This is a genomic window from Pseudomonas sp. F-14 TE3623 (genome assembly GCF_053629015.1).
This window is the reverse complement of the sequence record NZ_JBRJHM010000001.1, coordinates 5,565,134-5,589,619: the sequence shown is the minus strand read 5'-3', so window position 1 is coordinate 5,589,619 and position 24,486 is coordinate 5,565,134. Positions and strand designations below refer to the sequence as shown.

Annotated in this window: 19 protein-coding genes and 1 pseudogene; 4 read left to right on the top strand and 16 right to left on the bottom strand. The window is 47.5% G+C overall.

What is annotated here, in order from left to right:
* Positions 1 to 314 precede the first annotated feature (314 nt).
* From AB7M29_RS25965 to AB7M29_RS25930, 8 genes and pseudogenes are all read right to left on the bottom strand, one after another.
* Positions 315 to 1,091, bottom strand: coding sequence for a hypothetical protein (locus AB7M29_RS25965; RefSeq protein WP_454248311.1), 777 nt, complete (start codon positions 1,089 to 1,091; stop codon positions 315 to 317).
* Positions 1,092 to 2,371: 1,280 nt separating this feature from the next.
* Positions 2,372 to 3,174, bottom strand: a pseudogene (locus AB7M29_RS25960) (DNA polymerase).
* A 748-nt stretch (positions 3,175 to 3,922) separates the two neighbouring features.
* The gene (locus AB7M29_RS25955; protein WP_454248310.1) at positions 3,923 to 5,764 is read right to left on the bottom strand and encodes an RNA-directed DNA polymerase; all 1,842 of its coding nucleotides are present in this window, start codon (positions 5,762 to 5,764) and stop codon (positions 3,923 to 3,925) included.
* A gap of 621 nt (positions 5,765 to 6,385) precedes the next feature.
* The gene (locus tag AB7M29_RS25950) at positions 6,386 to 6,799 is read right to left on the bottom strand and encodes a hypothetical protein (protein ID WP_454248309.1); all 414 of its coding nucleotides are present in this window, start codon (positions 6,797 to 6,799) and stop codon (positions 6,386 to 6,388) included.
* A gap of 88 nt (positions 6,800 to 6,887) precedes the next feature.
* Entirely contained in the window at positions 6,888 to 7,616 is a 729-nt protein-coding gene (locus AB7M29_RS25945) for a hypothetical protein (protein WP_454248308.1), read from the bottom strand.
* Positions 7,617 to 8,025: 409 nt separating this feature from the next.
* A complete protein-coding gene (locus AB7M29_RS25940) occupies positions 8,026 to 8,727 on the bottom strand; it encodes a hypothetical protein (RefSeq protein WP_210474586.1) in 702 nt (233 codons plus the stop codon).
* Positions 8,728 to 9,782: 1,055 nt separating this feature from the next.
* Positions 9,783 to 10,376: a hypothetical protein gene (locus AB7M29_RS25935; RefSeq protein ID WP_454248307.1), complete on the bottom strand. Its 594-nt coding sequence runs from the start codon at positions 10,374 to 10,376 to the stop codon at positions 9,783 to 9,785.
* A 430-nt stretch (positions 10,377 to 10,806) separates the two neighbouring features.
* Complete coding sequence (locus tag AB7M29_RS25930) at positions 10,807 to 11,703, bottom strand: LysR family transcriptional regulator (RefSeq protein ID WP_454248306.1); 897 nt, start codon at positions 11,701 to 11,703, stop codon at positions 10,807 to 10,809.
* Positions 11,704 to 11,839: 136 nt separating this feature from the next.
* Between AB7M29_RS25930 and AB7M29_RS25925 the strand changes: the two genes are divergently transcribed.
* The 3 genes from AB7M29_RS25925 (at position 11,840) to AB7M29_RS25915 (ending at position 13,864) form a co-directional block, all read left to right on the top strand.
* Positions 11,840 to 12,586 (top strand): SDR family oxidoreductase, encoded by a 747-nt coding sequence (locus AB7M29_RS25925; protein ID WP_454248305.1) that lies wholly within the window; start codon positions 11,840 to 11,842, stop codon positions 12,584 to 12,586.
* 81 nt (positions 12,587 to 12,667) lie between these two features.
* Positions 12,668 to 13,342 carry a glutathione S-transferase family protein gene (locus tag AB7M29_RS25920; RefSeq protein ID WP_454248304.1) on the top strand — a complete coding sequence of 225 codons (675 nt, stop codon included), beginning with the start codon at positions 12,668 to 12,670 and terminating at the stop codon, positions 13,340 to 13,342.
* A gap of 252 nt (positions 13,343 to 13,594) precedes the next feature.
* Positions 13,595 to 13,864, top strand: a complete 270-nt coding sequence (locus tag AB7M29_RS25915) for a hypothetical protein (RefSeq protein ID WP_007985568.1) — start codon at positions 13,595 to 13,597, stop codon at positions 13,862 to 13,864.
* A 360-nt stretch (positions 13,865 to 14,224) separates the two neighbouring features.
* On the opposite strand, the gene AB7M29_RS25910 is transcribed toward AB7M29_RS25915, so the two are convergent.
* Positions 14,225 to 14,881 carry a hypothetical protein gene (locus AB7M29_RS25910; RefSeq protein ID WP_454248303.1) on the bottom strand — a complete coding sequence of 219 codons (657 nt, stop codon included), beginning with the start codon at positions 14,879 to 14,881 and terminating at the stop codon, positions 14,225 to 14,227.
* A 170-nt stretch (positions 14,882 to 15,051) separates the two neighbouring features.
* Positions 15,052 to 16,101 carry a hypothetical protein gene (locus AB7M29_RS25905; protein ID WP_454248302.1) on the bottom strand — a complete coding sequence of 350 codons (1,050 nt, stop codon included), beginning with the start codon at positions 16,099 to 16,101 and terminating at the stop codon, positions 15,052 to 15,054.
* A 655-nt stretch (positions 16,102 to 16,756) separates the two neighbouring features.
* Between AB7M29_RS25905 and AB7M29_RS25900 the strand changes: the two genes are divergently transcribed.
* On the top strand, positions 16,757 to 17,377 hold the full coding sequence (locus AB7M29_RS25900) for a tyrosine-type recombinase/integrase (RefSeq protein WP_454248301.1): 621 nt from the start codon (positions 16,757 to 16,759) through the stop codon (positions 17,375 to 17,377).
* A 172-nt stretch (positions 17,378 to 17,549) separates the two neighbouring features.
* Here AB7M29_RS25900 and AB7M29_RS25895 read toward each other — a convergent pair whose 3' ends face one another.
* The 6 genes from AB7M29_RS25895 to AB7M29_RS25870 form a co-directional block, all read right to left on the bottom strand.
* Positions 17,550 to 17,930, bottom strand: a complete 381-nt coding sequence (locus AB7M29_RS25895; protein WP_454248300.1) for a hypothetical protein — start codon at positions 17,928 to 17,930, stop codon at positions 17,550 to 17,552.
* 196 nt (positions 17,931 to 18,126) lie between these two features.
* Positions 18,127 to 18,369, bottom strand: coding sequence for a hypothetical protein (locus tag AB7M29_RS25890; protein WP_454248299.1), 243 nt, complete (start codon positions 18,367 to 18,369; stop codon positions 18,127 to 18,129).
* A 475-nt stretch (positions 18,370 to 18,844) separates the two neighbouring features.
* Positions 18,845 to 20,068 (bottom strand): phosphorylase family protein, encoded by a 1,224-nt coding sequence (locus AB7M29_RS25885; protein ID WP_454248298.1) that lies wholly within the window; start codon positions 20,066 to 20,068, stop codon positions 18,845 to 18,847.
* Positions 20,058 to 20,537, bottom strand: a complete 480-nt coding sequence (locus tag AB7M29_RS25880) for a response regulator (RefSeq protein WP_454248297.1) — start codon at positions 20,535 to 20,537, stop codon at positions 20,058 to 20,060. Before AB7M29_RS25880 ends, AB7M29_RS25885 begins: the two co-directional genes overlap by 11 nt.
* 15 nt (positions 20,538 to 20,552) lie before the next feature.
* Positions 20,553 to 23,915, bottom strand: a complete 3,363-nt coding sequence (locus tag AB7M29_RS25875) for a hypothetical protein (RefSeq protein WP_454248296.1) — start codon at positions 23,913 to 23,915, stop codon at positions 20,553 to 20,555.
* A 100-nt stretch (positions 23,916 to 24,015) separates the two neighbouring features.
* On the bottom strand, positions 24,016 to 24,486 hold the full coding sequence (locus AB7M29_RS25870; RefSeq protein WP_454248295.1) for a RipA family octameric membrane protein: 471 nt from the start codon (positions 24,484 to 24,486) through the stop codon (positions 24,016 to 24,018).

Sequence of the window (24,486 nt, the reverse complement as noted above, 5' to 3'; positions counted from 1 at the left end):
CTTGTGGCCATGACAGACAGAGAACGACCCAGGCTGTGTGAAAACGCATGCTTCGTTTTGAAGTCTAAGCTGCTACGTAAAATCTGCCAGCGTTTGGTTAATCAGCAGACCGGAAAATTGCGTAGGAACGCGATTTTCGTTCCGTCCTGAATGTCAAACCTGCTCTAAAACGTTTTCACACAGCCTAGACCCAAAGCTGACGGTGGCGACAGGCAGAAGTCGGCCAATAGCGGACCTCCATTAGAAGCGTCCACTGCATCTGGAGATGCCGGGCTATGGCTGGTGATGCTCACCACCAGCCAGTCCTACAAGCCTCAGTCATCCTTTTGAGCCAGATCAATGATTGGCGTCTCTGGCCCGTCACGCAGCCCTACCACACCGAGGTAGAGACAGATAGGGACGGTCTTACGGTAGGCCGGGCCTTGCACGTCAAAAGCAAGCCACGCCGCAGATAACGCCCACATCCACGGGCCGAGAGCATTAAGCCACGGATTGCGTTTAACCATCTCTTGCACGAGAACCTTAGCCGCTTCGCGACCGATAATCTGAGCAATGATGCTGATGATGATGACTTCAATGATACCCAAAGCAACCTTGGGGCCGAGAATCTGGAAAATTATGGGCAGGATAGCGACCTTCCCATTACTTTTCAGATGTTCCATGACCTTCTCGCGGTTAATGTCCTCAATACCCATTTCTTTAAACGCTTTGGCCAGTTCTTCAGGCGACTTACTCAGAAGTTCCTTTTCGACGACCGCTGTGACAAGCTTCTCCAACCGTGACTCCACTGAGCCACCCAGCTTAATCTTAACTTTAGATTTGACGCATACCTCAGCAATCAACTCGCTTGCTGAAACGCCGCCATCGCCATCGAAAAGCGACCGTGCAAGATAGGCGAAGTCCGATGAGCCAAAATAGCGAATTTGTTTATCCATCAGCTCGACCAATGCCTCTTTCGCGGCGGCACTGCTCTCAGCTTGGGTGAGCAACTCCTTGCGCCGCGAATCATTAGTCAGAGAAACATAGTTGTCCAGAACGCGAGAAACATAGTTAAAGTCTTCTATTTTGCACTTGCGCAGTATTGCTTTCATCGCCCGTTCATCCAGTGAGCCAAAGGGCCAATCAGTCTAGAGTATCGGCTGACAGCAAAAAACCTTTAGTCCAAATGGTATACCAACTGCAGAGCTGCAAGTCGTGCCGGGGCAGTGCCCGATCAAGGTCAACTTACCGGACTTCCGCTCGCGGTTCCTGGGGCTGTACCACGGCCGCTACCAGCACCCCTATCGCTGGAGTTCACCACTCCGTACATGGCTTAAAGCTGCGTCTACAAAACGGAGTCGCCAAGAACCTCCGGCAGTGACCGACTATCCACCCAGAGCGGTCGGCCGCGACGAACAACTATCGACCCAGAGTGTGTAAAAACGCAGACACCGTTTTGAAGTCTGCGTTGCTCCGTAAAATCTGCTGGTGCTTGTGTAATCAGTAGACTAGAAATTTACGTAGCGGAGCGCGATTTTTGTTCCAGCCCCGACTGTCAAACGTGTTCTAAAACGTTTTTACACAGCCTCGGCCAGTAACTGCCATTGAGGACTGGAAGTATTTTACGTTTTCGTACATATCTCCGAACTTAACTAGTAAACATGGCTTCAATTTCGCGCGGCCCTGGGCTGGAGTTGTACGGGGGCTTAAGTGCGATAATGAGAAGGCACTCAAGCGTAATTCTATCGGTTTCGTTGCTGACCGGTATGAAGCGAACAGCTTCCCAAATCTCCCACCATGGTTTGCTCTTATGTGGCGAAGTCTGGTCGTGTTGTCTCAGCTTGATACGTCGACCGGCTTGCCCAACGTAGAGAGCTTTCCCGTCCTCACCGAAATAGGCGTACACAGCACCTTTTCCATTGTCCCCTAGCTTACCTCTCTCGAAATAAGTTTTACGGCTCTTGGGCTCAGTGTTCGACAAAAATAGATTCTTGGCTTCGCTTGAGGCGTCTTCAATTGCTTGCCGGAGATTTCCGAAGATTGGCATAGGTGCACCTACCTAAGTGAGAATTGCAAATGTAAATGAGTATGTTCGGAGCGCTGGGTGTGGTTCGAACGACCGGCTGCGAACCCTTTATCCGAATACGTATACACGCGGCCTCCAGCGATCATCACAGGTATTTTGGCAAGGTGGCACAGCGTCATCAGCCCAGGTAATGTCCGATCTGGGTCGTTTGCAGCCCTTAGTGATAGGCAGCAATCGGCCATAAGCGGACCACCAGAAGTGTCTACGAAACTCGGGGAGATTGACATCGCTAGTAACCAGAAACGGTCGATTGTTGGCACCAAAAAAGAACTCGAGGCCAGCATAGGCTTAGTTATTTTTCATTCGTTAGGCAATTTGGACTGCTTCTGGAGGAGGACCAAACGGCGCCAACGATGCTTTTCCTGTCACCTTGTGTTCAAAGTGGTTGGACATAGCCTCTGCAAAAATTTTGACTACGACTTGCGGGTCAAAACCTGCCTGGTGCTGGAAAAGCACGGCATCATGCATTGGCACTTTTAGCTCGACTCGTGGATCGCCGCTCATCGCAATTAAAGCCTTTTTAAAAATAAGTGATGCGGTACCTTGGACTTGCTGGCTGATTGAAGATCTCTTCTCCTTTTCACTTAGAGCTCCCGTTCGCTCTCGCTTAATGTGGTTGCCAAGAGCAGTTCCAATTTTGCCCTCTGTTTCAAACTGGGTATAAACTCTGGATTTCCAATCCTCAAATTCGGAAAATTGTTTAAAAAAACTTTTGCATGTTGTCTGTCTGCGCCGTACCCGTACGCCGCATCAATTAAGTCACGATGCCTCATTCCATACGCGTAAGATAGGAATAGTCGTTTCGCCTCTTTTCGCTTTGTTACATCCCGGAAAATAGAGTCAGCCGCTATTTCATAGAGATCACCTTCTGCATAAAGTCTCGTAAGTAATGGGTCGCCGGATAGCGCGGCCATTATTCCGGCCTCGTACTGATCGTAATCGACGTAGGAGAAGAGTTTTCCTTCATCTGGAATCAGTATGTCTCGGTGCTGCTTAGCAAGATTTTGCAATGATGGGTCTTTGAAGTATATGCGCGAGGTAATCGAACCGAATGAATCTACTATTGGGAAGATTTTTTTCTGGCTGAGCGGTATTGCCGCCAATACCATCCTAGATTTTTGAATTTTTCTTAGATTGAGTAAGTCGTCAGCATATTCGTCCTGCATTGGGACGAAATTGAGTACGTAATCTACATTTACGCCAGAAAAATCAAAGCCGCGAGGCTCTAAGTATTCCACGATATCTTCATCCGATGGGACCTCTAGAGGAACATTGTATTTGGACGAAAAGTTCTTTAGGGCCATGTAAAAATCAAATTCTATTTTATCCTTGTGGCCCCTGAGCACTTCCGTGCTTATATTTATTCCAGCCGCAGCAGAACCTATCAGGTAGCGCGAGACAGGCTGTTCTACTTGGATTAGTCTGTCCCATTCCTGCTCGTATTTTGCTTCAGTTTCAACTTGGTTAGAATACGATACGAGAGCATCGGCAAACACGGAAAGAGTTTCTTCGCAGATTTCTTCTTTCCTGTTAAATATCGCGAGATATTTTTGTATGGTCTCTTTGGCTAAAAGGCTTTGAAGCGAATTGGTGATGTCTATCCTTTCTTTTTTCTCTCTCTCGGATCTCTTTCCGGAGATGGAAATTCTTAACTCTTCGACGTCTGTAATTAGTTTTGGCAGCCTCCCAGTTAGTCTGAAAAGTATTGGGGCTATAAGCCAGTAGTCATGGCAAACCAGCTCTTCTGTTTGAGAGGAAACATCTTCAGCAGATGCCTCTTTCAGAGCTTTTTCAGACCAAAGAAAAAATCTGTCTTTTCCTTGATCCGTGTAATCCCTGATGAAAATGAGAGCCTTTTTAGTCATATGGGCTTATCTCTTCGTATAGTTCCATTGGGCTTCTTGATTCGCGTTCTGTAAGAGGGCGTCCGTCTTTGAAATGAGATCTTGCTCGCGTGGCAGTACCTTTTATCTTTGTTTTTAACTCTGATATTAAAGGCCGTAAGTCTTCCCTGCCAAATTCGCTAGTAGCAAGCAAAAAATTTCTTTGGTGGTAAAAAGGCCATGTACTTTTGAATTGCGGGATGACTGGAATTAATGCAGCACTTTCATCAACGCAACGGAGGTATATGAAGATCGCGGATGCCTCTGCTTGAAGAACGTCCGTCTGTATTTTGGCGGATGCGTATTGAAGAATTTTTTCACTTTTGTAGCGGTTCTTTGCGAGCAATAACCAAAGATGAAAATTTTGCCAGGAGTGAATGGATCTCTCATCATCCATCAAGTATTGAGTGATTTTTCCGTGATCATCTTCTGTTAAGTTTAGGGCTGAAAGAAGGCGGCAGTATTGGTCTGTAGAGGCAGCGTGATCTTCTAAAGTTTCTATTACTAGCAGTTTAAGATCGTCTGAAATCTCTGTATGGATATCAAAGATCTTCGCTTCGCTTAGTTGAATTAGACGGTTAACCGCAAATCGAAACTGTCGTGACTGAGTTTGTTTGTTGTCTATGCAGTCTTTCAGCAACTGATATATGTACTTTGCCGATCGAGCTATAACTCTCCTGCTTCTGGAGCGCCACATGCTGTCGATTGTAAGTGTTCTATCGTCGGTAGTCGGAAAATTTTCGGCGATTTCGGAGTCTGGAGTATCCTTTGTAAGGATCGCGGTTTTTCCTGAATTAATATTCATTCCGAGCTTCCGAAGCTGATTTATTAAATCTGTAAGCACTTTTTTGGCTGTTCGCGGTGAAGAGCAAATTATCCTGATGTCATCCACATACCGATAGTAGTCGTATCCCAAAGCCACCATGTTCTGGTCAACTGAGTTGAGTACTACGTTGGCAATGAAGGAAGAGGCATCTCTATTTTGAGGGAGGCCATGCCTCTCGTTGTATCCCCATCTTGCCAGAAGCGTACATAGCGTATGTATTGCATTTCGAATTAAAGTCTTTTCAGGTCCTGATGCGTTCACTTGTTCAAGCATCGTTTCGAACGATGCACTTATGGCCGTTAGGGAAATGTTCTCGAAATAGTTAATCAGGTCGGTGACTAGCAGCGATTGGTCGTTAGAAAGTGCTGTTTTCGTTACGCCTTCGAAGGTTTTCCATAAGTCGATTCGGCTTTTGAATATGTATTTCTCGGACGCTCGCTTTTTGTTATACCGATGGCCTAGCACCCGATGAGATAATAGTGGATCATAAAATGGTATCAAATAAGAGCAAATAGCTTGATATATGAAGCGATCATAGAAGTCCGTTTCTAATGAATAACGAATTCCTAGACCTTTTTTTGGGATGTCGTACGCCTGTCTTTCACAGCCTAAGTAACGCCCATTTTCTTCAAGCAAGAGAGACTTTAACGTGTCGTGCAGTTGTAACTTATTAGAAAATAAGTCTTGGTGCTGTAGTACGTCAACAAACCAGTCATCGCGCATATCTTGGTTTAAGTGTTGCAATACTGCGTCGATGTCAATTGGGAATGCTAATAGCTCAAGGGGATCTTTACTATCTAAGACTATAAGCTTTTTGGAGGTTAATTCTTTGAATAGGATGTTTAGTTTTTTTCGAAATATATTATCTTTAAGCAGTGTTTTGTTGTTTTGTATCTCGGACAACAATAAGTCTAACGTAAGATGAAGTTGATCGCTTTCACAGGTGGCGATGATTTCGCCGCTGTTTTCTGAAGCAACTTCTGTTTCCATACTTCAATCCTTGATAGTTGTGGTAGCGCAGCCAAATCACCCATCTATATTGCTATTTTTCATGCCGCGAATTAGACCTTTCGTTGACGCTTGCAACGATGCGTAAAAATGCTGTGAGATAGCGTTTATCCGAATCTCCCGGCGAAGTCTACTTGGTAGCATGTCCGCTGGCGTATTGCCACAGGAATAGAAAGAAACATTGAGGTTAAAATTTTCTGTCAAATCGTGGGTCCTCCGTCGTAGTGACACCCGGCTGTCGTCGGGAGTGTGGCACGCGATGGCGTCTGTCACCGTATGATCTGAATCGCTGCTGATTTTGTAGATACCTTGAAGGTCAGCTTTTGGCCGATTCTGTTGAAAAAGTCGGTTTCGGTTTCCACGGCAGAAAAGTACGCGCCTGAGATTGAAATCTGTATTTTTGGCAGAAGGTTCAGGACTCGGATTTCACGTAGCAGCGTGCAAAAGAGGTGTTTCACCCATCAATGTTCGAGCGTTTTTGGAAAACCGACTTTTTCAACAGAATCGGCCGATTGCTGCCCCCTGGGAAGGGCAGCAATCGACTGTGGGATCATCCACATCATGCATCCATCGAGTTCAGGTGCGAACGATTTAGTCGTATTCTCAGGAAAATTCAATTCCAGATGAGGTCAATCGCGCAAATGGATCTCCAGCCCCAAACGCCCAATCTTCAGGCATTGTCGTTTTCCAGCCACGCTGTTTATCTAGCAGATTTTTTTCTTCTTCTGAAATAAGAACAATCGCAAGATGCTTCTCAATCATCCTTGCTACATCTTCGATCATCTTGCCTTCTTGATACATTTTTATGCTTTGGTCTCGAATAAGGACGCAGGGCACAACATGCTCTCTATAACTCCCTCCGCTTGATGATACTCCGCATATTAGCCACTCATCAGGAATTACGTGCTCAAAAATCCGAGTGCTGCCAACCCTACCTTCTTCCCAATGATCACGAAATATTTCCGCAAGTCTTTTTATGGCTCTCTGCTTCTTTTCTAGTTGCGTATGTTTAGTCATGTTGGTTGCCTGTCTTGCTCCTGGCGTACGGCTTATTCGTTTATTTATGCCTACAATCCCGTGGCGATTCATTCTGCCGGCGTATGTTCTACGTGAGTGAAAATTCGTCAAGCGCCGACATTGAGTCCCTGCGCTCCGCCAGGAGCGCGATCTTGTCCGATTCCGAAAGATGTGGACCGGGGGTGGGCAAGGCAGAAGCTGTGGCCTCGCACCAGCGATAAAAGGGAACGCTACTAACAAATCCTGGGGTTTGCGTCTTCCGTACCAAGGCCATCTCGATATGTGCAGCGATAACTGGATTGACTTTAGAATACGCAAACCGCGAAGAGGGATGGTTCACCACAGCCACCGGTACACCACCAGCAAGCGACCTAATCCGATTACCGTTACGTGCGCTGAAACAAACAATCAAATCCGGTGCGAACACTGCCAAGACTTCGGCAAATGCTCTCTCACCCCGTTCCCAAGCGCCCGACGGTGGCGGAACGCGACTGTCGCGCAGGAACTCCTGCAGGAAGTTGTAATAAGCAACGCTACTCCAAAAGTCCCTTCTTTGTGCGTTGGAGAAGACCTGCCTGACGTTCTGAACTGCAGCCATTATTTTGGTGAAATGCATATGCCGGCGAAGTTTAGCGGTTGCCCGAGGGTGCCTCTCGCCTAAAGCAAGAGCCTTCACGATCTCGGGAGTGACTGTTGGGCGCTCGTGCTGCTTATCGCCATAGTGAGACTCGCACACCAAGAGAGTGCGTAAACCGCAAAATCCTCTCTCATAGTGGGAACCGACCCAAGGTGCAAAACGAACTGTACTTTTATTCATTGTCATCCTTGGTTGTTGTTTAATCACACTTGCCCTGATGGTATCTAAGATACCTGAGCGATTTATTTTCTTTGAATTGGCGTCATGTTGGGTGTGATCGCGTCTTATGCTTGTCCTTCCCCGGCTTGACTGTCTGCTTCTGGCCGATTCTGTTGAAAAAGTCGATTTTCCAAAAACGCTCGAACATTGATGGGTGAAAACACCTCTTTTGCACGCTGCTACGTGAAATCCGAGTCCTGAACCTTCTGCCAAAAACACAGATTTCAATCTCAGGCGCGTACTTTTCTGCCGTGGAAACCGAAGCCGACTTTTTCAACAGAATCGGCCGATTGCTGCCGGTCGCGACATGCAATGAGCGGCCCGCAATGGATGGCGAAGCCAGCCGTTGTGGGGTTGCTTGATGGAAAGGTTAGGCATATTGCGCGTAGTCAAAGTTCTGAAATGGGTCTTCCGACGCGCTGATTTGCTGCCAGTTGAACTCATACCTTTGATCCTGCGGCCAGTCTGATGGAAAACTAACCCGAAGCAGACCTCCAATGGCGGGCTCCATTCCATCATCTCCATCGTATGTGTAGCACGCACCATCTAGCCCGAGAGTCTTGCCACCAGGAGAATAGTCTTCATCGTGAAATTGTGCAGAGAGTAGAGCGCTCAAGCCACAGAATGCATCGATCAGTGCGTCGAAGGTTGCGAGTTTGAAGTTCTCGTGCCGATTGTGTTTGGACTTGTTGTAAGCCTGGTACCAAGGCAGCGGTGCACCTTGGCTCCAGCCATGAAATGGCTTTCTAACTCCCTTAGACCCTTGCCATGTGGGAACTCGAATTTCGTACGAGGACAAGCGGTGTGAGATATCTATGAGGCGGTACTGTTGCATGGTCAGGTTGCCCTGAGCAGCTGCGTACTCGTTGTCTAGGAAGATCGCTGTCAGGTTCGCCTCAACCTCCACACAAGCTCTCATCAGCAGTTGCTGAATTCGGTGAGAGTACGTTTCTATGTTTTTGTCACTCGGCTCAACGTAGGAGAAGAGATTAAGAACATCTTCTTGGAGAAGCAGGAAGGCGCGGACGTAGTGGCGCGGATCAGTGGCATAGCGCTTGTGTAACAGATACATCCATCGCCCACCTTCAGAATAACTTCCATCGGTGAACTGCCGACATGTGCGGCGGTACGGTTTCGTGATTGCCATTCGATATGCCTGACTACTATTAGGCGACATGCCATGTCGCGATGGCTTGTCGTATAACGCTCCTTGTCGTCCTCCTTTTCTAGCTTAGAGGTGGTCGCGGCAAACGCGACGTCGCCCAGAGAGACATACGACAAGGGTGACTGCAAGTCCTGCTGCCTTCTAGATTCGTGAGCAGCATCGGTGACGCTACCCATTTGCCATCACTGTGTCCACCTTCCGCTTCTGGCCGTTTTCTGCCTCTCGCCACGGGCAGAAAACGGCCAAAAGCGGTCACTCCACGCGTCTCGGAAATTAGGGGCGATTCAGAGGGCGGCCGGTTAGAACGTCAAATATTTGCACCAATTTAAATACTGCTCTTCCTTCCGCTGTCTATGAAGTCTGGCGAATCGTTTTGATCATATCTATCTTGTAAGTGTGACTCCTTGAAAGCCCCCTTGATTGCTTGGCGCAGAAAAACCTCCAGGTCTTTCTGCGTCAACAACACAACTAGCCCTGATTTGTTTCTATTTTGTTATATTAGAGATGTGACGATAACAACTGTTTTTTACTTCCGCACCACGGAAGGCAATAATTCCGAATCGTCCAAACGTGTCATTAAGGTAATAGTTTTTACTATACCCAAGAAGAGTATTTGGAGAAAACTTGAGACCACCCTGAAGGGGGAGCAAGAGCACGATTGCTGGGCTCTGATTTCTCTGGGATTGAATATCTATTGTCAACCTATGGCGGAATGGGGCCCACTAAATGATCTCATTCTCGGTCAAAGCTATGACGATGGCGTCCTTTCCTGGAGGCTAGGTAATGTCGAACAAAACAGAAAAATATTGAATTGCGCAATAAAGCCGAGCAACTCGCCAACGCAATAAAACTTTCTCAAGCTTGATCAGGTATCTAAACAACGCGCCAGCAGTCACGTTTGTGCATTCCCTTCGCGTCAAACCTTAGACGGCAGTAGATGAAATGCCAATGCTTGACCTGTCTCAGCCTTTGGCAACGGGGCAAGGATTGAACTGCTCGGAGTATTTAAACTCAGTAAAAAAAGGAATTCTTGTTCCTGGAATCATCCCGCCCACAATTTTTTCTTTATCGCTCAGCCTGGAAGATTTCCCCCCGCTTCCGATCAGCAGGGGCTGACCATCAGCCAATAAATAATCAATCATTTGTCTATGCATCGGTCCATCCCAGTTCTGTTGAGCATCTACTGGTAGCAATACAAAGGTAGAGTCCATAGTGAACATATTTAGTGCTTCTGCCGCCTCTCGCGATGTGGCTGTATGGCCACAGAGCACATCAGCGGTTTTCAGAACATGTGCTGGAACATATTTGTCGTTTTTATAGAGACTAAGAATCAGCTCCTGTCGGGTAAGCACTGCCAGACCATGCTCTGCATCGCAGAACGCTTCACTGCCGTACTTCAGCCTGCAAAAACCGGACTCAGATATTGCGACAATGTCATTGGCTGAAACGCCCAAATCCTGCTCTATCTGAGTTCTAGCCTCTGGGGTTTGGTACGGAATGCTGCAGGCAGCAAGCGTGAGGGTGGCAACTAGATAAATCAGCGGTAAAAGACGCATAGATACCCCAGAAAATTTAGCGTGATGGTAACACTAGTGGGCACAACGCCGTCATCCGGTGTGGGCTTTGCTCGCTCTGCTGGGAATCGAGTGCCATATTCGCTGGAGCAAAGAACCTCTAATCTCGGGGCCACACATCGGGGCATTTGAATAACTATTTCAGGTTTGTGTTCACTGGCAGCTTTGGGTCGCACGCTGCCCTTCGCGACAGGCACCGATCGGCCAGAAGTAGCCGCTCGGATGTGTCTACAAAACTAGGGGCGATTCAGATTAGTGCCGGCGGTGAATCAGGGCACTTGAGATACAAACGTTACGTCCCGATGACTATTCAGACCCGCCGATTGCAACTGTGGTAAGCGTGCATCCGGTCTCACTACAAGGGCCTTCGTGGTTCTGGTTATCCGTTCGCACGCTGGTCATGGGTTTGAGGCTACCTTAGGCGTTCATGGAATGCAGAGCTTTTTGCAAACACATCCGCCATGAAGTCCATGAAAACGATGGCTCTCTTGGGCAGCAGCCGATTCGCTAGGTAAATGACCTGGATCGGCACCTGTGGTGCTACGTAGTCGCTAAGCAGCAGCTGAAGATTGCCACTTCTTAGCCCTTCCTCATAAAGCCATTGAGGGCCTTGCGCGATTCCTAATCCTGCATTGACGTACTCACGTATCGCCTCGGGTGAATTGACCCGCAGGCGACCGGAGACCGGGACATCAATGTCTTTAAACCGCCAGTTAGTACCGGTAGATAGCAGAGTGTAAATAAGGCAGTCGTGTTCCTTCAGGTCATCAGGCGAAGAGGGAGAGCCACGTTTCTCCAAGTACTCGCGGCTGGCCACACACACACGCTCGAACCACCCTAGTGGCCGGGCACGCATTGCGCTGTCCTCCAGGTGGCCAATGCGAATCGCGAGCTCCGCTCCCTCGTCGACCAGATTGACGTAGCGATCATTGATCTGGAGATCGAGCGACACTTCTGGATAGAGCTCCAGAAAGCTAGCCACATGGGGCACGATAAAGGTGTGCGCCAATGCAGTCGGGCATGCGACGCGCAGTAACCCAGACGCTGCCACGTTCCCTCTCAGAGAGGACTCGGACTCTTCTACTGAGTCCAAAATACGCCGCGCATCTGCGTAGTACCGCTCACCTTCCGGTGTGAGCGTCAGCTTTCTTGTCGATCGGTGAAGCAGCCTGGTTTGCAGATGATCTTCGAGTGCGGCGACGTAACGGCTGACGTTCGGTTGTCCGAGTCCAAGATCACGTCCCGCAGCTGAAAAACTGCCGGTCTCGACGGCGCGTACGAAACATCTCATCAGTAACAACCGATCCATCACACGTCCTCTTTCATGCGAATTTTGCATGAGATGTATTCTCTCTGGCTATCTTATCAGCGCTCTAGCATGAATACATAGTTGCTCTCAGAAGGTCAGTCGTCCGACTGGTCGTCACAAATGAGAGGAAATTTACATGTCCCGTTTACAAGGCAAGCGTACGCTCATCACTGGCGGCACAAGTGGCATTGGTCTGGAGACCGCAAAGCAATTCCTCGCAGAAGGCGCTCGGGTGATCGTCACTGGTGTTAATCCTGAATCAATTGCAAACGCCCAAGCTGTTTTAGGCAGCGAGGTTCTGGTGTTACGAGCCGACTCCGCCAGTGTCACAGCCCAGAAGGAGCTGGCCCACGCTGTTCAGTCTCATTACGGGCAGCTCGACGTTGCCTTCCTCAATGCTGGCGTATCCGTCTGGAAGCCAATCGAAGACTGGAACGAGGAGATGTTTGACCGCTCCTTTGACATCAATGTCAAAGGCCCTTACTTCCTCCTGCAAGCACTGCTGCCGGTCTTCTCCAACCCTGCATCGGTGGTTCTTAACACCTCGGTCAGTGCGCACCTGGGCGCCGCGCGTTCATCCATTTATGCCGCAACAAAGGCTGCCTTTCTGAACATGTCGAAAACGCTCTCTAGCGAGCTTCTACCGCGTGGTGTTCGAGTAAATGCGGTCAGCCCTGGTCCGATCGACACGCCGCTGTACGACAAGGCGGGTATCCCCGATGCCTACCGCGAGCAGGTCAACAAAGATATTGCTGCGACTATCCCATTTGGCCGTTTTGGCACGCCTGAAGAAGTAGCTAAGGCGGTGCTGTACCTCGCGTCGGACGAGTCTCGTTGGACGGTGGGAACGGAAATTATTGTTGATGGTGGTCGCTCGCTTTAACGAGATAGGCACGCCTTCGAGTCTGTACATCCCGCTTCCTGCCCGGAAGCGGGAGTTGTCGAAATAACAGTGGGTATTCAAATGTCGCAATCACAGCTCACGCTCGTTAGCCACGAGCTTTGTCCGTTTGTTCAGCGAGTGGCAATTTTACTCCTCGAAAAGCAGGTTCCATTTCAGCGCATTGATGTGGATCTGAAGGTCAGGCCCGACTGGTTTCTGGCCATGTCTCCAACGGGCAAAGTCCCACTTCTAAAGGTGCAAAAAGGCGACGAGGGTGCGAACGTGCTCTTCGAGAGCGTGGCAATCTGTGAATTCATCGAAGAGGTGTATCCGGAACCCGCTTTGCACCCGGAAGATGCAATCACCCGTGCTCAACACCGTGCCTGGATCGAATTCGCCACTGCCATGCTCGCGGATGCGTGGGGATATTTGAATGCAGCGGATCAGCAGACAGCGCTTAGTAAATCAGCAGCGTTGAGAGGCAAACTAGAGCGATTCGAACTTGAAAAATCGGACGGCGATTACTTCGCTGGTGCGAAGCTCAGCATGGTGGATATAGCCGTTGCTCCAGTTTTCCGCTACTTCGACATACTAGGATTCGAACCAAGTCATCCATTGTTCGATGGACTTGTTCGCATTGCAGAGTGGCGCCATGCGCTAGCAAACCGAGCGAGTGTTCAAGCTGCAGTTGCCGAAGATTATGCGTCCCGGTTCCGCACGCATCTTCAGCAAGCCAAGGCCAGCTTGGTTAGCTGAATCGGTGCTGATCTACATCGCGCAGCGGCCACATCTGGCCTTCTAATACAAAACGCCCGATGCGATGCATCGGGCGTTTTGAGACTGAAACAGGTGTAAACCTATTTCAGGACTAGACAGGCTCCATATGGCCGAAAGCCGCCGATCGCGAACGGCAGAAATCGGCCAAAAGCGGGCATTCGATTTCGCTATTCATCAATCTCCCGAGCGTGCGAAATTACCAGCCCTTCAATTTCTCTCAAAGGCAGGCTCATGACCTCCACCCTGGCAGTCTCGGATATTTTAGGTCCATGGAGTGGGGATGCCCCCACAGGACTAATTCAGCGTTGCAGGGAGGCATGGGACACACCTCTAGAGAGTTTGAATGATCTTATGGTCGCTACTTTTTTGAATCAGAACATCGCGACCAAACACCTGCTCATCGAGGCGAAGCGCCGCATGAAAGACCAGGAACGAGATGAAACCGAGTACTTCGACGGCCAGCTTCTCGAAGCTATCGAGCGCTTGCAATCCGGGGAGTAATTCATCCCGACGGTTTGTTGCGTTCGACACGGACTATCTATATTGGGTCGCTTTCTGTCTCACGCGACTGGCAGAGAACGGCCAAAGCAGCCGTTCAGCGGCGACCGAGATCGAGCCAAAGCCCACTTCGTGGCAATGAGTACTTAATGTCAATTAGCGCTCTAAACAGGTCTTGTTGGCTTTGGCCAAGCAGTCTTGGCATTTTTCAAAAATAATGAAGGTCGCAACCTGATGATTTACGGCCTTTCATATTTCATGGCTCGGAATCGGCAGATCGGCCTTAACAGACATTTTCTCACTTCGGCTCAAAGTATGAAATTATCTACCAGGCCGGGACAGTCCAATTGGTGTGGCGCCCGCTTATCCTTCCGACTTCAGTGAGAAGCCTCCAGCAATTTCTGGTTTTCCATTAGTAAATCGCCAAGCGTTCGGAACAAATGTTTCGTCATTGGCAACGTCTTGGATTTTGCGGAAGGATGTTACGCCGTCCGCAATAACAGAAACCACGTCCATAGGCAGCTTTGTAAACTCGTGCTCATTGCTGTGCGCGTGCAACAACGTCAATCCGAGGTTCTGAGGTGCCAAAGTATTGAGAACATCATGCTTGTCCTCCAATTGATTGATAGCAGTAAAATAATCTAAGCGTTCAGGTGTCCATTTCACATGCCCTTGGGCCGCATGCCCTTTGCAATGAATGCAATCTCCATGCCCATTGTGGTGTCTGCAGGTCCTTGGCCCGGTGCCTGGATGATTACAGGCGGACCAAGCGTTTATTCCTCCGCCCATCCACGCTATCGTTTTCGCACTTGGATCGCGCCATCCAGTCGATGTAACTGCAACTTTAAGATCTGTCTCTGTCTGCGTATAGCCAGGCGGCATCATTTTGATTGTGCCGTTTTCCACATAGGCCGGGTAGAAAATCCCCAAATCCCCCCCCTCTAGCTTAGAAGAAAGGTGGTCAAACTCACCAGAATTTACCTTTTCTATAATTGAACTTACACCATTTTCCACGTCCATCGTTCATCCTCCTCGTAGAAATTTCCAGGATCAGTTTTAAATGAAGTTCACATGGCTACTTTTGGCCCGATTTCCAGCCTGTCGCGACCCGCTGAAAACGACCCATAGTTGCCTTTGGTCAAAGGCAGAAAACGGCCAATAACTGCCATTAAGAATTCGCTATAAAACAGTTATTTTTTTAAGCACGCGCCTGCATAAGTCGTAATTCCATGCCCACCGCCAGCAAGGCTCGTCATCACCTGGAGTACCGGGACTGAACCGTCCGGATTGCACATTGAGGCCGCGTAAGGCGTTACAGCATTGACGTCGCCAGCAAATGGAACATTACTGAATGTCGGCCCATCTGCTACGTGAAATGCAAAGGGTCTAACGCTTACATTGTCTAACCTAGTTTGGAGGTTTCTGATTTTATCGCCAAGCTCGGCAGACAGCTGATTTTTTTCGGTCATCAAAGCGTTAAATCTCGCACGGTTGGCGCTGGCCACATCGTAACCATAAAGCTCTTCATCTGGCATAACAACTGTATACGAGCCTTCGCTAGTACCAATAGCGACACTAGCTAAAGGGTAAATCTTTTTCCCAGACTCTATAATCTCTTTCCGTTGACATGAAATATTAAAGCCAGTGTTCGGTACTTTTAGTTTTTTACCACCATCAAATGGTTCATTGTTGCCATTACTTGAAAAGCTCGCACTAAAGCATGTCATATTATTGAATGTCGCTGCATCTATGTATATTAAATTGGCATCGGTACGATCACCTGTGATGATAACCGAAGTAGGTTCTTGAATAGCATGAGTAATTCTGACACCCTTGTTTTGTAATGCCACGCACTCATTAAAATTTACCAATGAGGGGACTATTACCGTTGATGAGTACGATGATGAATTTTCCCATTGTGTATTTAGGGATGTGCCAATTTTACAAAATTCAGATAATTTTTGTTGTGCGCTTGAATTTTCGGCGCCAAACTTCATAGGGATTGCCTTCACTACGGCTTCAAAGTTGACGCCAGTGGCTGAGCTTGAAATCTCCCCATTACTTTCACAGTGCTTATTGAAAAAATATAAAAGCTCTGATGCCTGGCGTTCGTTAGTTTTGATGTTTCTTGTTGCGCTAGCATATACATCCGCGCAATCCGAAGCCACGGCTTGGCAACTATAAACATATAGCGCGCTAACAATCATTATAATTGAGGGTCCAAACTCTATCTTAACCATTTCTCACTCACCGTGCCGGATAACATTGATTTTATTCTAGCTCTGAATTTTTATCGCATTAAATTTAATGGGCGCTTTTAAGATTAATTGGCGATATTATTTTTTTCGTTATGATTTTGTTTATTGCAATGGGTCCCTCTCCGGGCACGCTGTAACATCCCTCTTACAAAATATTCAATAACAGTAATGATTCTGAAACAAGTACCTAAAGGCACTCTTGAATTTATTTCAATGTCATTGGTTCCAGCTCGCTTCGTAGAAGTCGAAGACGGTTATCAAGTGGCATCCCTACGGGGATCAGCACTTTCCCGCTAGGCACTCTCCCACCCACGATTGTCGCTCCATCTCTTTCAGTTGGTTCTCTTCTCGGGGACATTACTCGTTTTGGGCAATAAATGAGGAGCACCTGTCTTGTATGTGATTGAACAGTTGCGTAGACGTGAGTAGCTGGAGTCAAGCGAATGGGCTATATCAAAGCGCTGCTACTTGATACAGAGGAGCAAAGATGATGTAAGACTGCAATTGGCCATTTTCCGCTGGTCACAGCGGTTTGGTCGGCTATTGCCAGTGCCGACCGGCAGCTATGGGGCGGTTAGCGACCACCACGCACCGTGACTGATCCACCCTTGTCCTCCCTCAACGTGGAGGACAAACCATGAAGATCATTGCTACATATAGTCATCAGCCTTGGAACAAGGGAAAGCTAGTCGGACAGGAAGCCCCGCTCCGAGTCAGAGATATCTGGGCCATTCGGGTAAGACTCCAGCTCGCGGAGAAAACACGGGATCTGGCTCTCTTCAACTTGGCCATCGACAGCAAGCTGCGTGCCTGTGACTTAACCAAGCTGCGAGTCCGAGACATAGCCCATGGGGAACATGTGTCGTCACGGGCCATCGTGATGCAGCAGAAAACCCAGCACCCGGTGCAATTTGAAATCACAGAGCAAACCCGAACAGTTCTGGAGGCTTGGATGCATCAGGCCCGCCTCCGCAGCGAGGACTTCTTGTTTCCGACCCGGTTGCACGGCTCAGACCATCTATCCACCAGGCAATACGCTCGAATAGTCAAAGCGTGGGTGACAACCATTGGCCTTGACCCAACCATGTACGGTACTCACACGCTCCGGCGAACCAAGGCATCGCTGATCTATCGCAGGACGAAGAACCTGAGAGCTGTGCAACTCCTGCTTGGTCATACGAAGCTTGAAAGCACTGTCAGATACCTGGGTATCGAGGTCGATGATGCCCTGGAAATGGCTGAACAGACGGAGGTGTAATACCTCTGCGATGGTCGCAACTAAACTGTCGCCAATAGCTGCCCGTGAGGTGAACCGGACTGACTAACCGAATTGTAAGCGCTCCATAAACCCCACCTGCACATGAAGCGCCGATTCAAGGATGCTGAGCTCCCATTTCTCGCTCGGATCGACCGATCCGCCGGACGGTCTGTTAGTCGTTACGTCTCTGTTCAAGCTGCTTATCAAGCTCGCTTGGCGGCAAGTTCGGCGTCGAGTGAAGCGTCAGCCAGACGGCCCGCAGAATGTTGATCGCTGCCATGTTCAGGTGTTGTTCGGCGGCGTGCAGGGCCAGTTCGGCTGCCAGGCGCTTGTCGGCAGCACTGAGGTGCGCCGTTTTGTGAGTCATGTCCGCATCGACGTTGGCCAACAGCCCCTGGAGTTCCTGCACCGCCTGATCCGATGCCTGACGCATGTCCACCAGCAGGCGGCTGGCTTCGGCAGGCGTCATGGCCAAGGCGCGGACGCTGCGAAAAGTCAGGCGGGCGGGCAAGGTGGCCAAACTGAAACCCGTCGAAATTAACTTGCCAATCATGCGAACAACTCCTGTAAACGAGTGCTTCAGCAGCGTATCAGAGTAAATCGCAAAAAAATGTCTGCTCATCGCTTGCCAGAATCAACTCTCCGCCTCTTTTTGGCATCAAGCGTCTGATCGTCGTCAGAACCCTCGAACGATGCGCCCATAGGCACTTTGGAGTCGGATTCAGGCAGCCTTGGCAAAGGTGTTGCACCTAGCCGATGTCCAATTTCTTCAATCGAGCCAGGCCTTGTTTGATATGACCGGCGTTTTCACCCATGGTCCCCAGTGCACCACGGACATTTCCGCCCACTTCCTGTGCCCCTTGCTCCTCAATCAGCAGGGTCAACTCCATAATGGCCGCCTCTAAGGCCTGCTGATTTTCGAACAGCCTTTCCAGTACATCCGACAGTGAATAATCGCTGGCATGGTGTCGATTCCTTTCGAGAAAGCTCAAGCATAGCAGCGACAGTGCCCCCAATTGGAACCTGCAATAGGTTGATTGGGGTGTGGTCAATTGATGAAGCTGTCACCGGCTACTTTCGACCCAAAGCGGACGCCGCGTAATGGGGCTTTCTGCTACGCGAAGGTCACAACGCAAAGGACGCCACCACGCTTCCAAGACCCGCAACACCCAATTTCGAGCATCTAATTGATAGCCTCTAGATCGCCCTGTCCGACTGGACTCGGCAGATGGGCATGTTCGGTGATGATCCGTACGGCGGGTCATTGGCGAGCGGCTACGCTGGGGCAGGGGGACAATTTTTTGAGGGATTTAATCCCCACCTTGTGAATAGGATAGTTGCTAATCGAAGCACTAGTGTAAAAAATCATTTTCAGGGAAGAATACATAGTCGAAGGCGAGCAAAAAATTAGCGTAGTTAAAAATACGAGAAGGGATTTTCCCTTCTCGATATATAAGATTTTTGGAGTTAGATAATATCACCAACATGTTTCAGCAGGAACTGATGAACGGCCGCTGCTGAGATGTTCGCTGCATATTCTTGATACCGATCATTTTTGCGTTTATCACCCTGGTCGCAGACAGATTTCATCGAGATAACTTTTACGTTAGGGTCGCACGACTCCACTGCGGCGTAGACTCCGTAAGTTTCCATGTCTAGACCAGATACATTTTTATGTTGGTTTGCTTTTATTCGCTCAGTTACTCTGATATCTGCTAAAACTGAAGAGCCCGTGGCCATTGGTGCAATTACTAGTTTTGGAACTTTGCATTTTACCTCAATCGCATCGGCGGCAAGAGACTTCCAAAAGTCTGAATCGCGCTGTAGCATCAGCAAACGATTACGTGATTTGTCATCAATTCCTATTTGGTGAGGCGCAATTTCAAAGTGTTCATTACCTGCCTTGTCTGTATATTTTCCACTTTGCCAATCCCATGATATATCTGCAGCAACAACATCTCCGATTTCTGTTTTTTTGGGGATGCCGGCGCAGATCCCTGACATTAGCACTAGCTTAGGCCTTAATCGCAGCATCGCTTTAGCAGTTAAGACGGAAGCAGCAACAGGGCCCATGCGAGAGCAAAAGGCAGCGCCGACAGTGTAATTTTTTCCATTTGAGGTGAAATTTCCGTATCGAATTAAGTGTGACCCATCTAAGGGTTCTAATGCACCCCACTGGAGGTCCAGTTTTTCGATGGCGGTAAACTCGGGAGAAATTAACGCGGTTATAATAAATACGTCACATTTATAATCTTCAGCATGGTTTACCTTGTCGCTTAAAATCCATCTGGCAGTCTTTTCAAGTCCTTTTAAGCACTCGTCGTTGTTTTCAGTATAGGGTAGGATTCCCCAGGGCCTACCTTTAAAATACTCATGCGCCGCGACACTTAGTTCTTTTGAAGCACTAATGGGTAATGCATATAGAGGACGATGAATTCCGTTGATACCATCATCAATTCTGTCGAACATGTCCATGCAGTTTTGTTCATGTTTTTCACCCCCAAGCTCCGACGGAACTACGACATCTGCAATTAACAGGTCGTATTGCTTGGCCTCCATCTTAGTAATGGCTTCAGCGGTGCAAATCGCTGTGTCCACCTTGCCGAAAAGGTTCTTATCACTATTTAGAAGAGCTAGCAGTCTGACTTTTTTAGCTGGGTCGTCTTCCATTAATAAGATATCAAGAGGCATTTTTGTCCTTTAGTACTTTTCTAAATTGAGTTTCAATGCCGCGCTCCCAATCGGAGAATGCGGAGTCGAAGTACACCGTTGCTAGAAAAACATCTGGGAATTCAGTCTCCAATTTTTTGGAAAGCTCTGTTAGCCCAAGTGTCTGTGATCCTTCAGTAATCACGGGGTAGGAGGTTACTACTAGTACAGGGACAGTGATGCCATACCTCTCCAGTGTCTCAAAAACCTCGATACCTCCAAATGGCCTCGGTGACCCTCCGCGCTCTCGAACCTCTATGTCATATGTAGGAAGCGACATATCTGCAATAATCATGTCGGGAGTTTCCTCTAGCAGTGCATCAATCGCTGATCGGACCGATAAAGCTGTCCTTAACCTAACGGACGGGAGTTCGCGCTCAAGGACCCCCTGAATACTATTTAGCTTTGATTCACTATCCTCTACTATGAGCACGCTGAAAGGTTGATCCATGGATAACTCCTTCTGTTAAGCAAGCGCAGTATCAAATAGGTCAATTTGCTCTGGTGACGTATTTGCTGGGTTCTTTGGTGGGATGTAAACAAGATCAAATTCTAATTTGAAAGTATTATCATCCACAAACCCGAAGTTGATAGCTGCCTTGTCGGACTGCATTACAATCGTCGCTAGTTTGCATAATCCAGATCCCCGGTCTTGTCTGGCTCGTTCGCGATGAGCTCGTCGCTTTATGTCCATTCGTGTAGAATTGAGCTTCGTCTCTTTTTCGAAAGTTCTATAGTTGGAAGCGATTTCATTGGTGATTGTAAAATTGGCGAGGGAGTCTTCAGGGTTGAACTTTATGTCTACATGGATTTTGTTGTCGGTCTTCTTTCCCGAGTGTTCATATATATTTACTAATGCGATATAAAGAGCATCTTCAACTATTGAGAAGCCATGGGTCTCAAGAAACATCCAATCTGGCACGTTGGAAGTTACAATAGGGCTAAATTTTGCATGTTGGCCAGTTACGACCGCTACAGCGACGTCTAAAGTATACTGCATGCTGAATGTCTGGCCTTCTACTGACACCTGAGGGACACGAATCCAGCTTGAAATAATAGAAGCTCGTCTTTGTAGCTCCTCTGACTGAAGTTGGATGTCAGAGAGAATTCCTGCATCGGTCACTCCCTGGGCTCTCAGTTCATCCGTCAGTTTTGAAAAAATTGATTGAAGTGATTTCTTAGTTTCAGCTTCTATAGTTGGTTTAATTGCCTCGGAACGTAAAGATAATTCATACCAAAATTGAGCTAAGCATTCTTTAGAGAATTGGTCGATTGTTTTGCAAGACTGGGCGACAACCCTAAATAACATTAAAGACGATGGAGTGAGGACTAGATCAAATATTCCTCGCGGTTTTGATTTGGATTTTACATGGAAGTATTCATCCCGTAATAACGCAATTAAACCGTCGATAGACTCGGCAAATCTTGAGAATGCGGCAGCGATAATTTTTCTCTGTTTCGGATCAAGGCGTTGGCAAAAGCTTTTAATTTTTTGGGGAAGATCATAATTAGAGCGCGCACTGGGGCGTTGACCTATTAACTCTGCACGCTCTAGCACACCTCTGATTTCGCTGGCAATAGTACCGTGCCGTATACGGCGACCTATCAAAATGTCCAAACCAAACGCAGGATCAAAGAGGAATTTCTCTCGCATTGCTCCTATCAATTCAGCCAACAAATCATCTGCATCATTTTTTGGGATTTGAAAGTTTTTGGCTGTCGGGGCCCTGAAGCTCTTGATGATGTCTGCAAGCGATTCAGATTCACCAACACCGCTTTCTACTAATTTAAGGTAACGTTGAAAGTCTGCGATTAACTCCTGGTTTATAGTGTTTAAAACCGCCTGCTCGTCGACATATACTTTACTGTCGTCCAACACATCTAAACCATCATCAACTTTCAGCCTATCCTGTATTTCTTCCGCATCTCGCAGATAAGAAGGTGCATTTTCAGTATGCAATTTTGAAATTTCTAAAAGAAGCTGATAACGAGTCTGGCGTTCTTTTCTTGAGTCGCTCATGCCTGGAAAAAGTTCTATAGTAACTGAGTCACAAACATTGGCTACTAAAAACTCGATCTCGTTTGCTGGTATGCCTATGGCGTGTAGCTTCATAGGGAGTTCAACTACAGTTGTGCATTCATACCGTTTCATTAACTCCTCTACAGCGTAGCGTTTATAGGTCCTCACCTTTCTTTCATCGATTATTCGAAGGTAATGATCTAATACGATCGAAAGGTAAAAAGGCGGCGCCATATTTGATATGGACGGCCATTTGGCCCCTTGAATCAGTTCTAAAATTGGTAGGGAATTAATAAGTTTGTCGTTTTCTATTCCCGTTTTTGCACATAATGTAATGCATTTCTCTGTTTCGCCTTGCGTAAATAGTAAATTCGATGTAAGTACGTTATTACAATCTATAGTAAGAGGCTGGTACTCAGGCATTATCGCTTCGTCGTTTGTGGCGTTTTTAATTATGCCGCTTAGGACGTCCGTGATGTAACGAATTTGCGGGTGTGCGTAGTCTGAGTTTTTTATACTTTTGGCAAACTCATAATTGATTGCGTCGACTACAGATATCGTCGCCTCTGTTTCATAGTCTGCTTCATGATTGAAGTTTGTTAGAAGTTTGGGGAGGGTTGGGATGGTTGAAACATTCCCCAGCTCAATGCACTCTGGTAACCATCCTAAATTTAATATAAATTTGGCCAGTTCTTCCGCATAAAGTCCATCACTCCTAGTCGAGATTTGTGAGGCAATACCTCTCTCGATCATGGCGTCGATTCCATTCGCGTCGGGTTTATTATCTGGCTCAAATGCGAGCTCAATGGCTGCGCGCGCATAGTAAGTAATTCGATTTTTGTCGGGTTGTCCGACGAATAAGTTTGTTGTGGTATCAAATTCAGGGTTGTTTATGCCAATTATTCCAATGATGCCTTTAATTTTATTGGCTGATTCTGCAGCAGCTTTTAGTGTTGAAGTGTTAAAAAAATCTCTGTGCTCTAAGACATGTCGTATAGTTCTTGCTAACGTAAAAAACAAATCAGTTGGTGTTGTTAGTTGCTCGCAAGTTAAAACGTCTGCTATGTCTGTATCTTGTGAACCTAAAAAGCCGAACAGTCTAAATTTTACGTAGGATGATAGCTCTTTTGAGAGTTCCGCGTCGTCAATTCTTCTGCCGGTATTAGCTCGATAACGGACGGAGTTTTGGGCCGGTTCATTTCGGACGCCGAAGTGGTAAAGGAGAAAAGTGGTTATTCCAAATGAGGATATTGAAAGTGCCTTGATTTCAGCTTTTGTTGCCTCCATCCCCTTACTGGCCTGTGTTAGTGCTAGTGACGTTTCAATCGACCAATAAGAATGCCCTTGTTCGGCTTCTATCTCTTTCAATTGGTCGCTGGCTAGCTCCCAATTCATATTTCTAATCGAGTCGGCTAAAGATTTGCATTTGATTGCAAAGGTATGAAGTTGTTCTTGATAGATTATTAGTTTCTCAGTGCAACTTGAAAATTCTGACGCGAGGTTTCTAGATTTAATTTCAGAAGGAAACAACCCCAGCGCAGTCAGTTGAGTTCCCAAGCAAAGACGAGTTGGAAATTGAGCGCCTATTTGTTGTGCAAGCCAAGCTTCGAAATCTGCGAAATCACTCGGATTAAGCTCTCTCTTTGCTTTGGAGATGGCTTTGTTTATTTGTCGTTGAGAGCTTTGCGCTTGTTTCCACTCCTCTCGTTTACGATCGGGTGTGCTGCTGGCTTTGAGTAGGGCCAAAGCGCCTCTGACTAAGTTTTGCGCCTCGTTAAGCCTTAATTTTCCGCTTCTTAATGCCTTCATTGGTCGTCCCTTTTGAGCGTTGCCCACAGCCATAAACGGAGGATGATTCAGCGGTCGATTTTTAGTCAAGTACTTTTATGGCATTTTGCCTTCCTTGGAGTTACCAAGCAATCAGCCCCAGAAACTTAGCCCCCGACAATAGTGTCCCACCCAGACCGAAGAGTGACATAATAATAAAAATCAATCTGAATGACTTTCCATAGCTCCATCTACGAAGCCATACGTTTTTATTGTTTCTCTCACCGCTGGTAAGCTCTAATTCAAGATTGAAGATTTGGAATTTTTTATCTGAGGCTTCCTTTTCGATTTCAATCAAGACAAACTCTGCGCGCTTTATTAGAAAAGCGGTTCGTTGATCGAGCTTCCAAAACACGAAAGAAACGAGAGTCAGTAGTAATCCAAGAACAACACCAAGGGAAGAAAACCGCTGGCTACCTTGTAAAGTCGCAGCTAATCCCGACGCCACGACTCCAGAGATAAGTAAAAAATAGTTGAATACGGTTATGCGTTGAGTTGCGTGAAGCTGGAAGTACCGCCAGGCATGCTCGAATTTATTTTCTTGATTATTCAT

Excerpts from the sequence above, each read along its gene's own strand:
- AB7M29_RS25900 (WP_454248301.1), top strand. The coding sequence starts at position 16,757 with ATGAAGATCATTGCTACATATAGTCATCAGCCTTGGAACAAGGGAAAG.
- AB7M29_RS25925 (WP_454248305.1), top strand. The coding sequence starts at position 11,840 with ATGTCCCGTTTACAAGGCAAGCGTACGCTCATCACTGGCGGCACAAGT.
- AB7M29_RS25885 (WP_454248298.1), bottom strand. The coding sequence starts at position 20,068 with ATGCCTCTTGATATCTTATTAATGGAAGACGACCCAGCTAAAAAAGTC.
- AB7M29_RS25950 (WP_454248309.1), bottom strand. The coding sequence starts at position 6,799 with ATGACTAAACATACGCAACTAGAAAAGAAGCAGAGAGCCATAAAAAGA.
- AB7M29_RS25915 (WP_007985568.1), top strand. The coding sequence starts at position 13,595 with ATGACCTCCACCCTGGCAGTCTCGGATATTTTAGGTCCATGGAGTGGG.
- AB7M29_RS25920 (WP_454248304.1), top strand. The coding sequence starts at position 12,668 with ATGTCGCAATCACAGCTCACGCTCGTTAGCCACGAGCTTTGTCCGTTT.
- AB7M29_RS25875 (WP_454248296.1), bottom strand. The coding sequence starts at position 23,915 with ATGAAGGCATTAAGAAGCGGAAAATTAAGGCTTAACGAGGCGCAAAAC.
- AB7M29_RS25910 (WP_454248303.1), bottom strand. The coding sequence starts at position 14,881 with ATGGACGTGGAAAATGGTGTAAGTTCAATTATAGAAAAGGTAAATTCT.
- AB7M29_RS25870 (WP_454248295.1), bottom strand. The coding sequence starts at position 24,486 with ATGAATAATCAAGAAAATAAATTCGAGCATGCCTGGCGGTACTTCCAG.
- AB7M29_RS25935 (WP_454248307.1), bottom strand. The coding sequence starts at position 10,376 with ATGCGTCTTTTACCGCTGATTTATCTAGTTGCCACCCTCACGCTTGCT.
- AB7M29_RS25940 (WP_210474586.1), bottom strand. The coding sequence starts at position 8,727 with ATGTATCTGTTACACAAGCGCTATGCCACTGATCCGCGCCACTACGTC.
- AB7M29_RS25930 (WP_454248306.1), bottom strand. The coding sequence starts at position 11,703 with ATGGATCGGTTGTTACTGATGAGATGTTTCGTACGCGCCGTCGAGACC.
- AB7M29_RS25880 (WP_454248297.1), bottom strand. The coding sequence starts at position 20,537 with ATGGATCAACCTTTCAGCGTGCTCATAGTAGAGGATAGTGAATCAAAG.
- AB7M29_RS25945 (WP_454248308.1), bottom strand. The coding sequence starts at position 7,616 with ATGAATAAAAGTACAGTTCGTTTTGCACCTTGGGTCGGTTCCCACTAT.
- AB7M29_RS25905 (WP_454248302.1), bottom strand. The coding sequence starts at position 16,101 with ATGGTTAAGATAGAGTTTGGACCCTCAATTATAATGATTGTTAGCGCG.
- AB7M29_RS25895 (WP_454248300.1), bottom strand. The coding sequence starts at position 17,930 with ATGATTGGCAAGTTAATTTCGACGGGTTTCAGTTTGGCCACCTTGCCC.
- AB7M29_RS25965 (WP_454248311.1), bottom strand. The coding sequence starts at position 1,091 with ATGAAAGCAATACTGCGCAAGTGCAAAATAGAAGACTTTAACTATGTT.
- AB7M29_RS25955 (WP_454248310.1), bottom strand. The coding sequence starts at position 5,764 with ATGGAAACAGAAGTTGCTTCAGAAAACAGCGGCGAAATCATCGCCACC.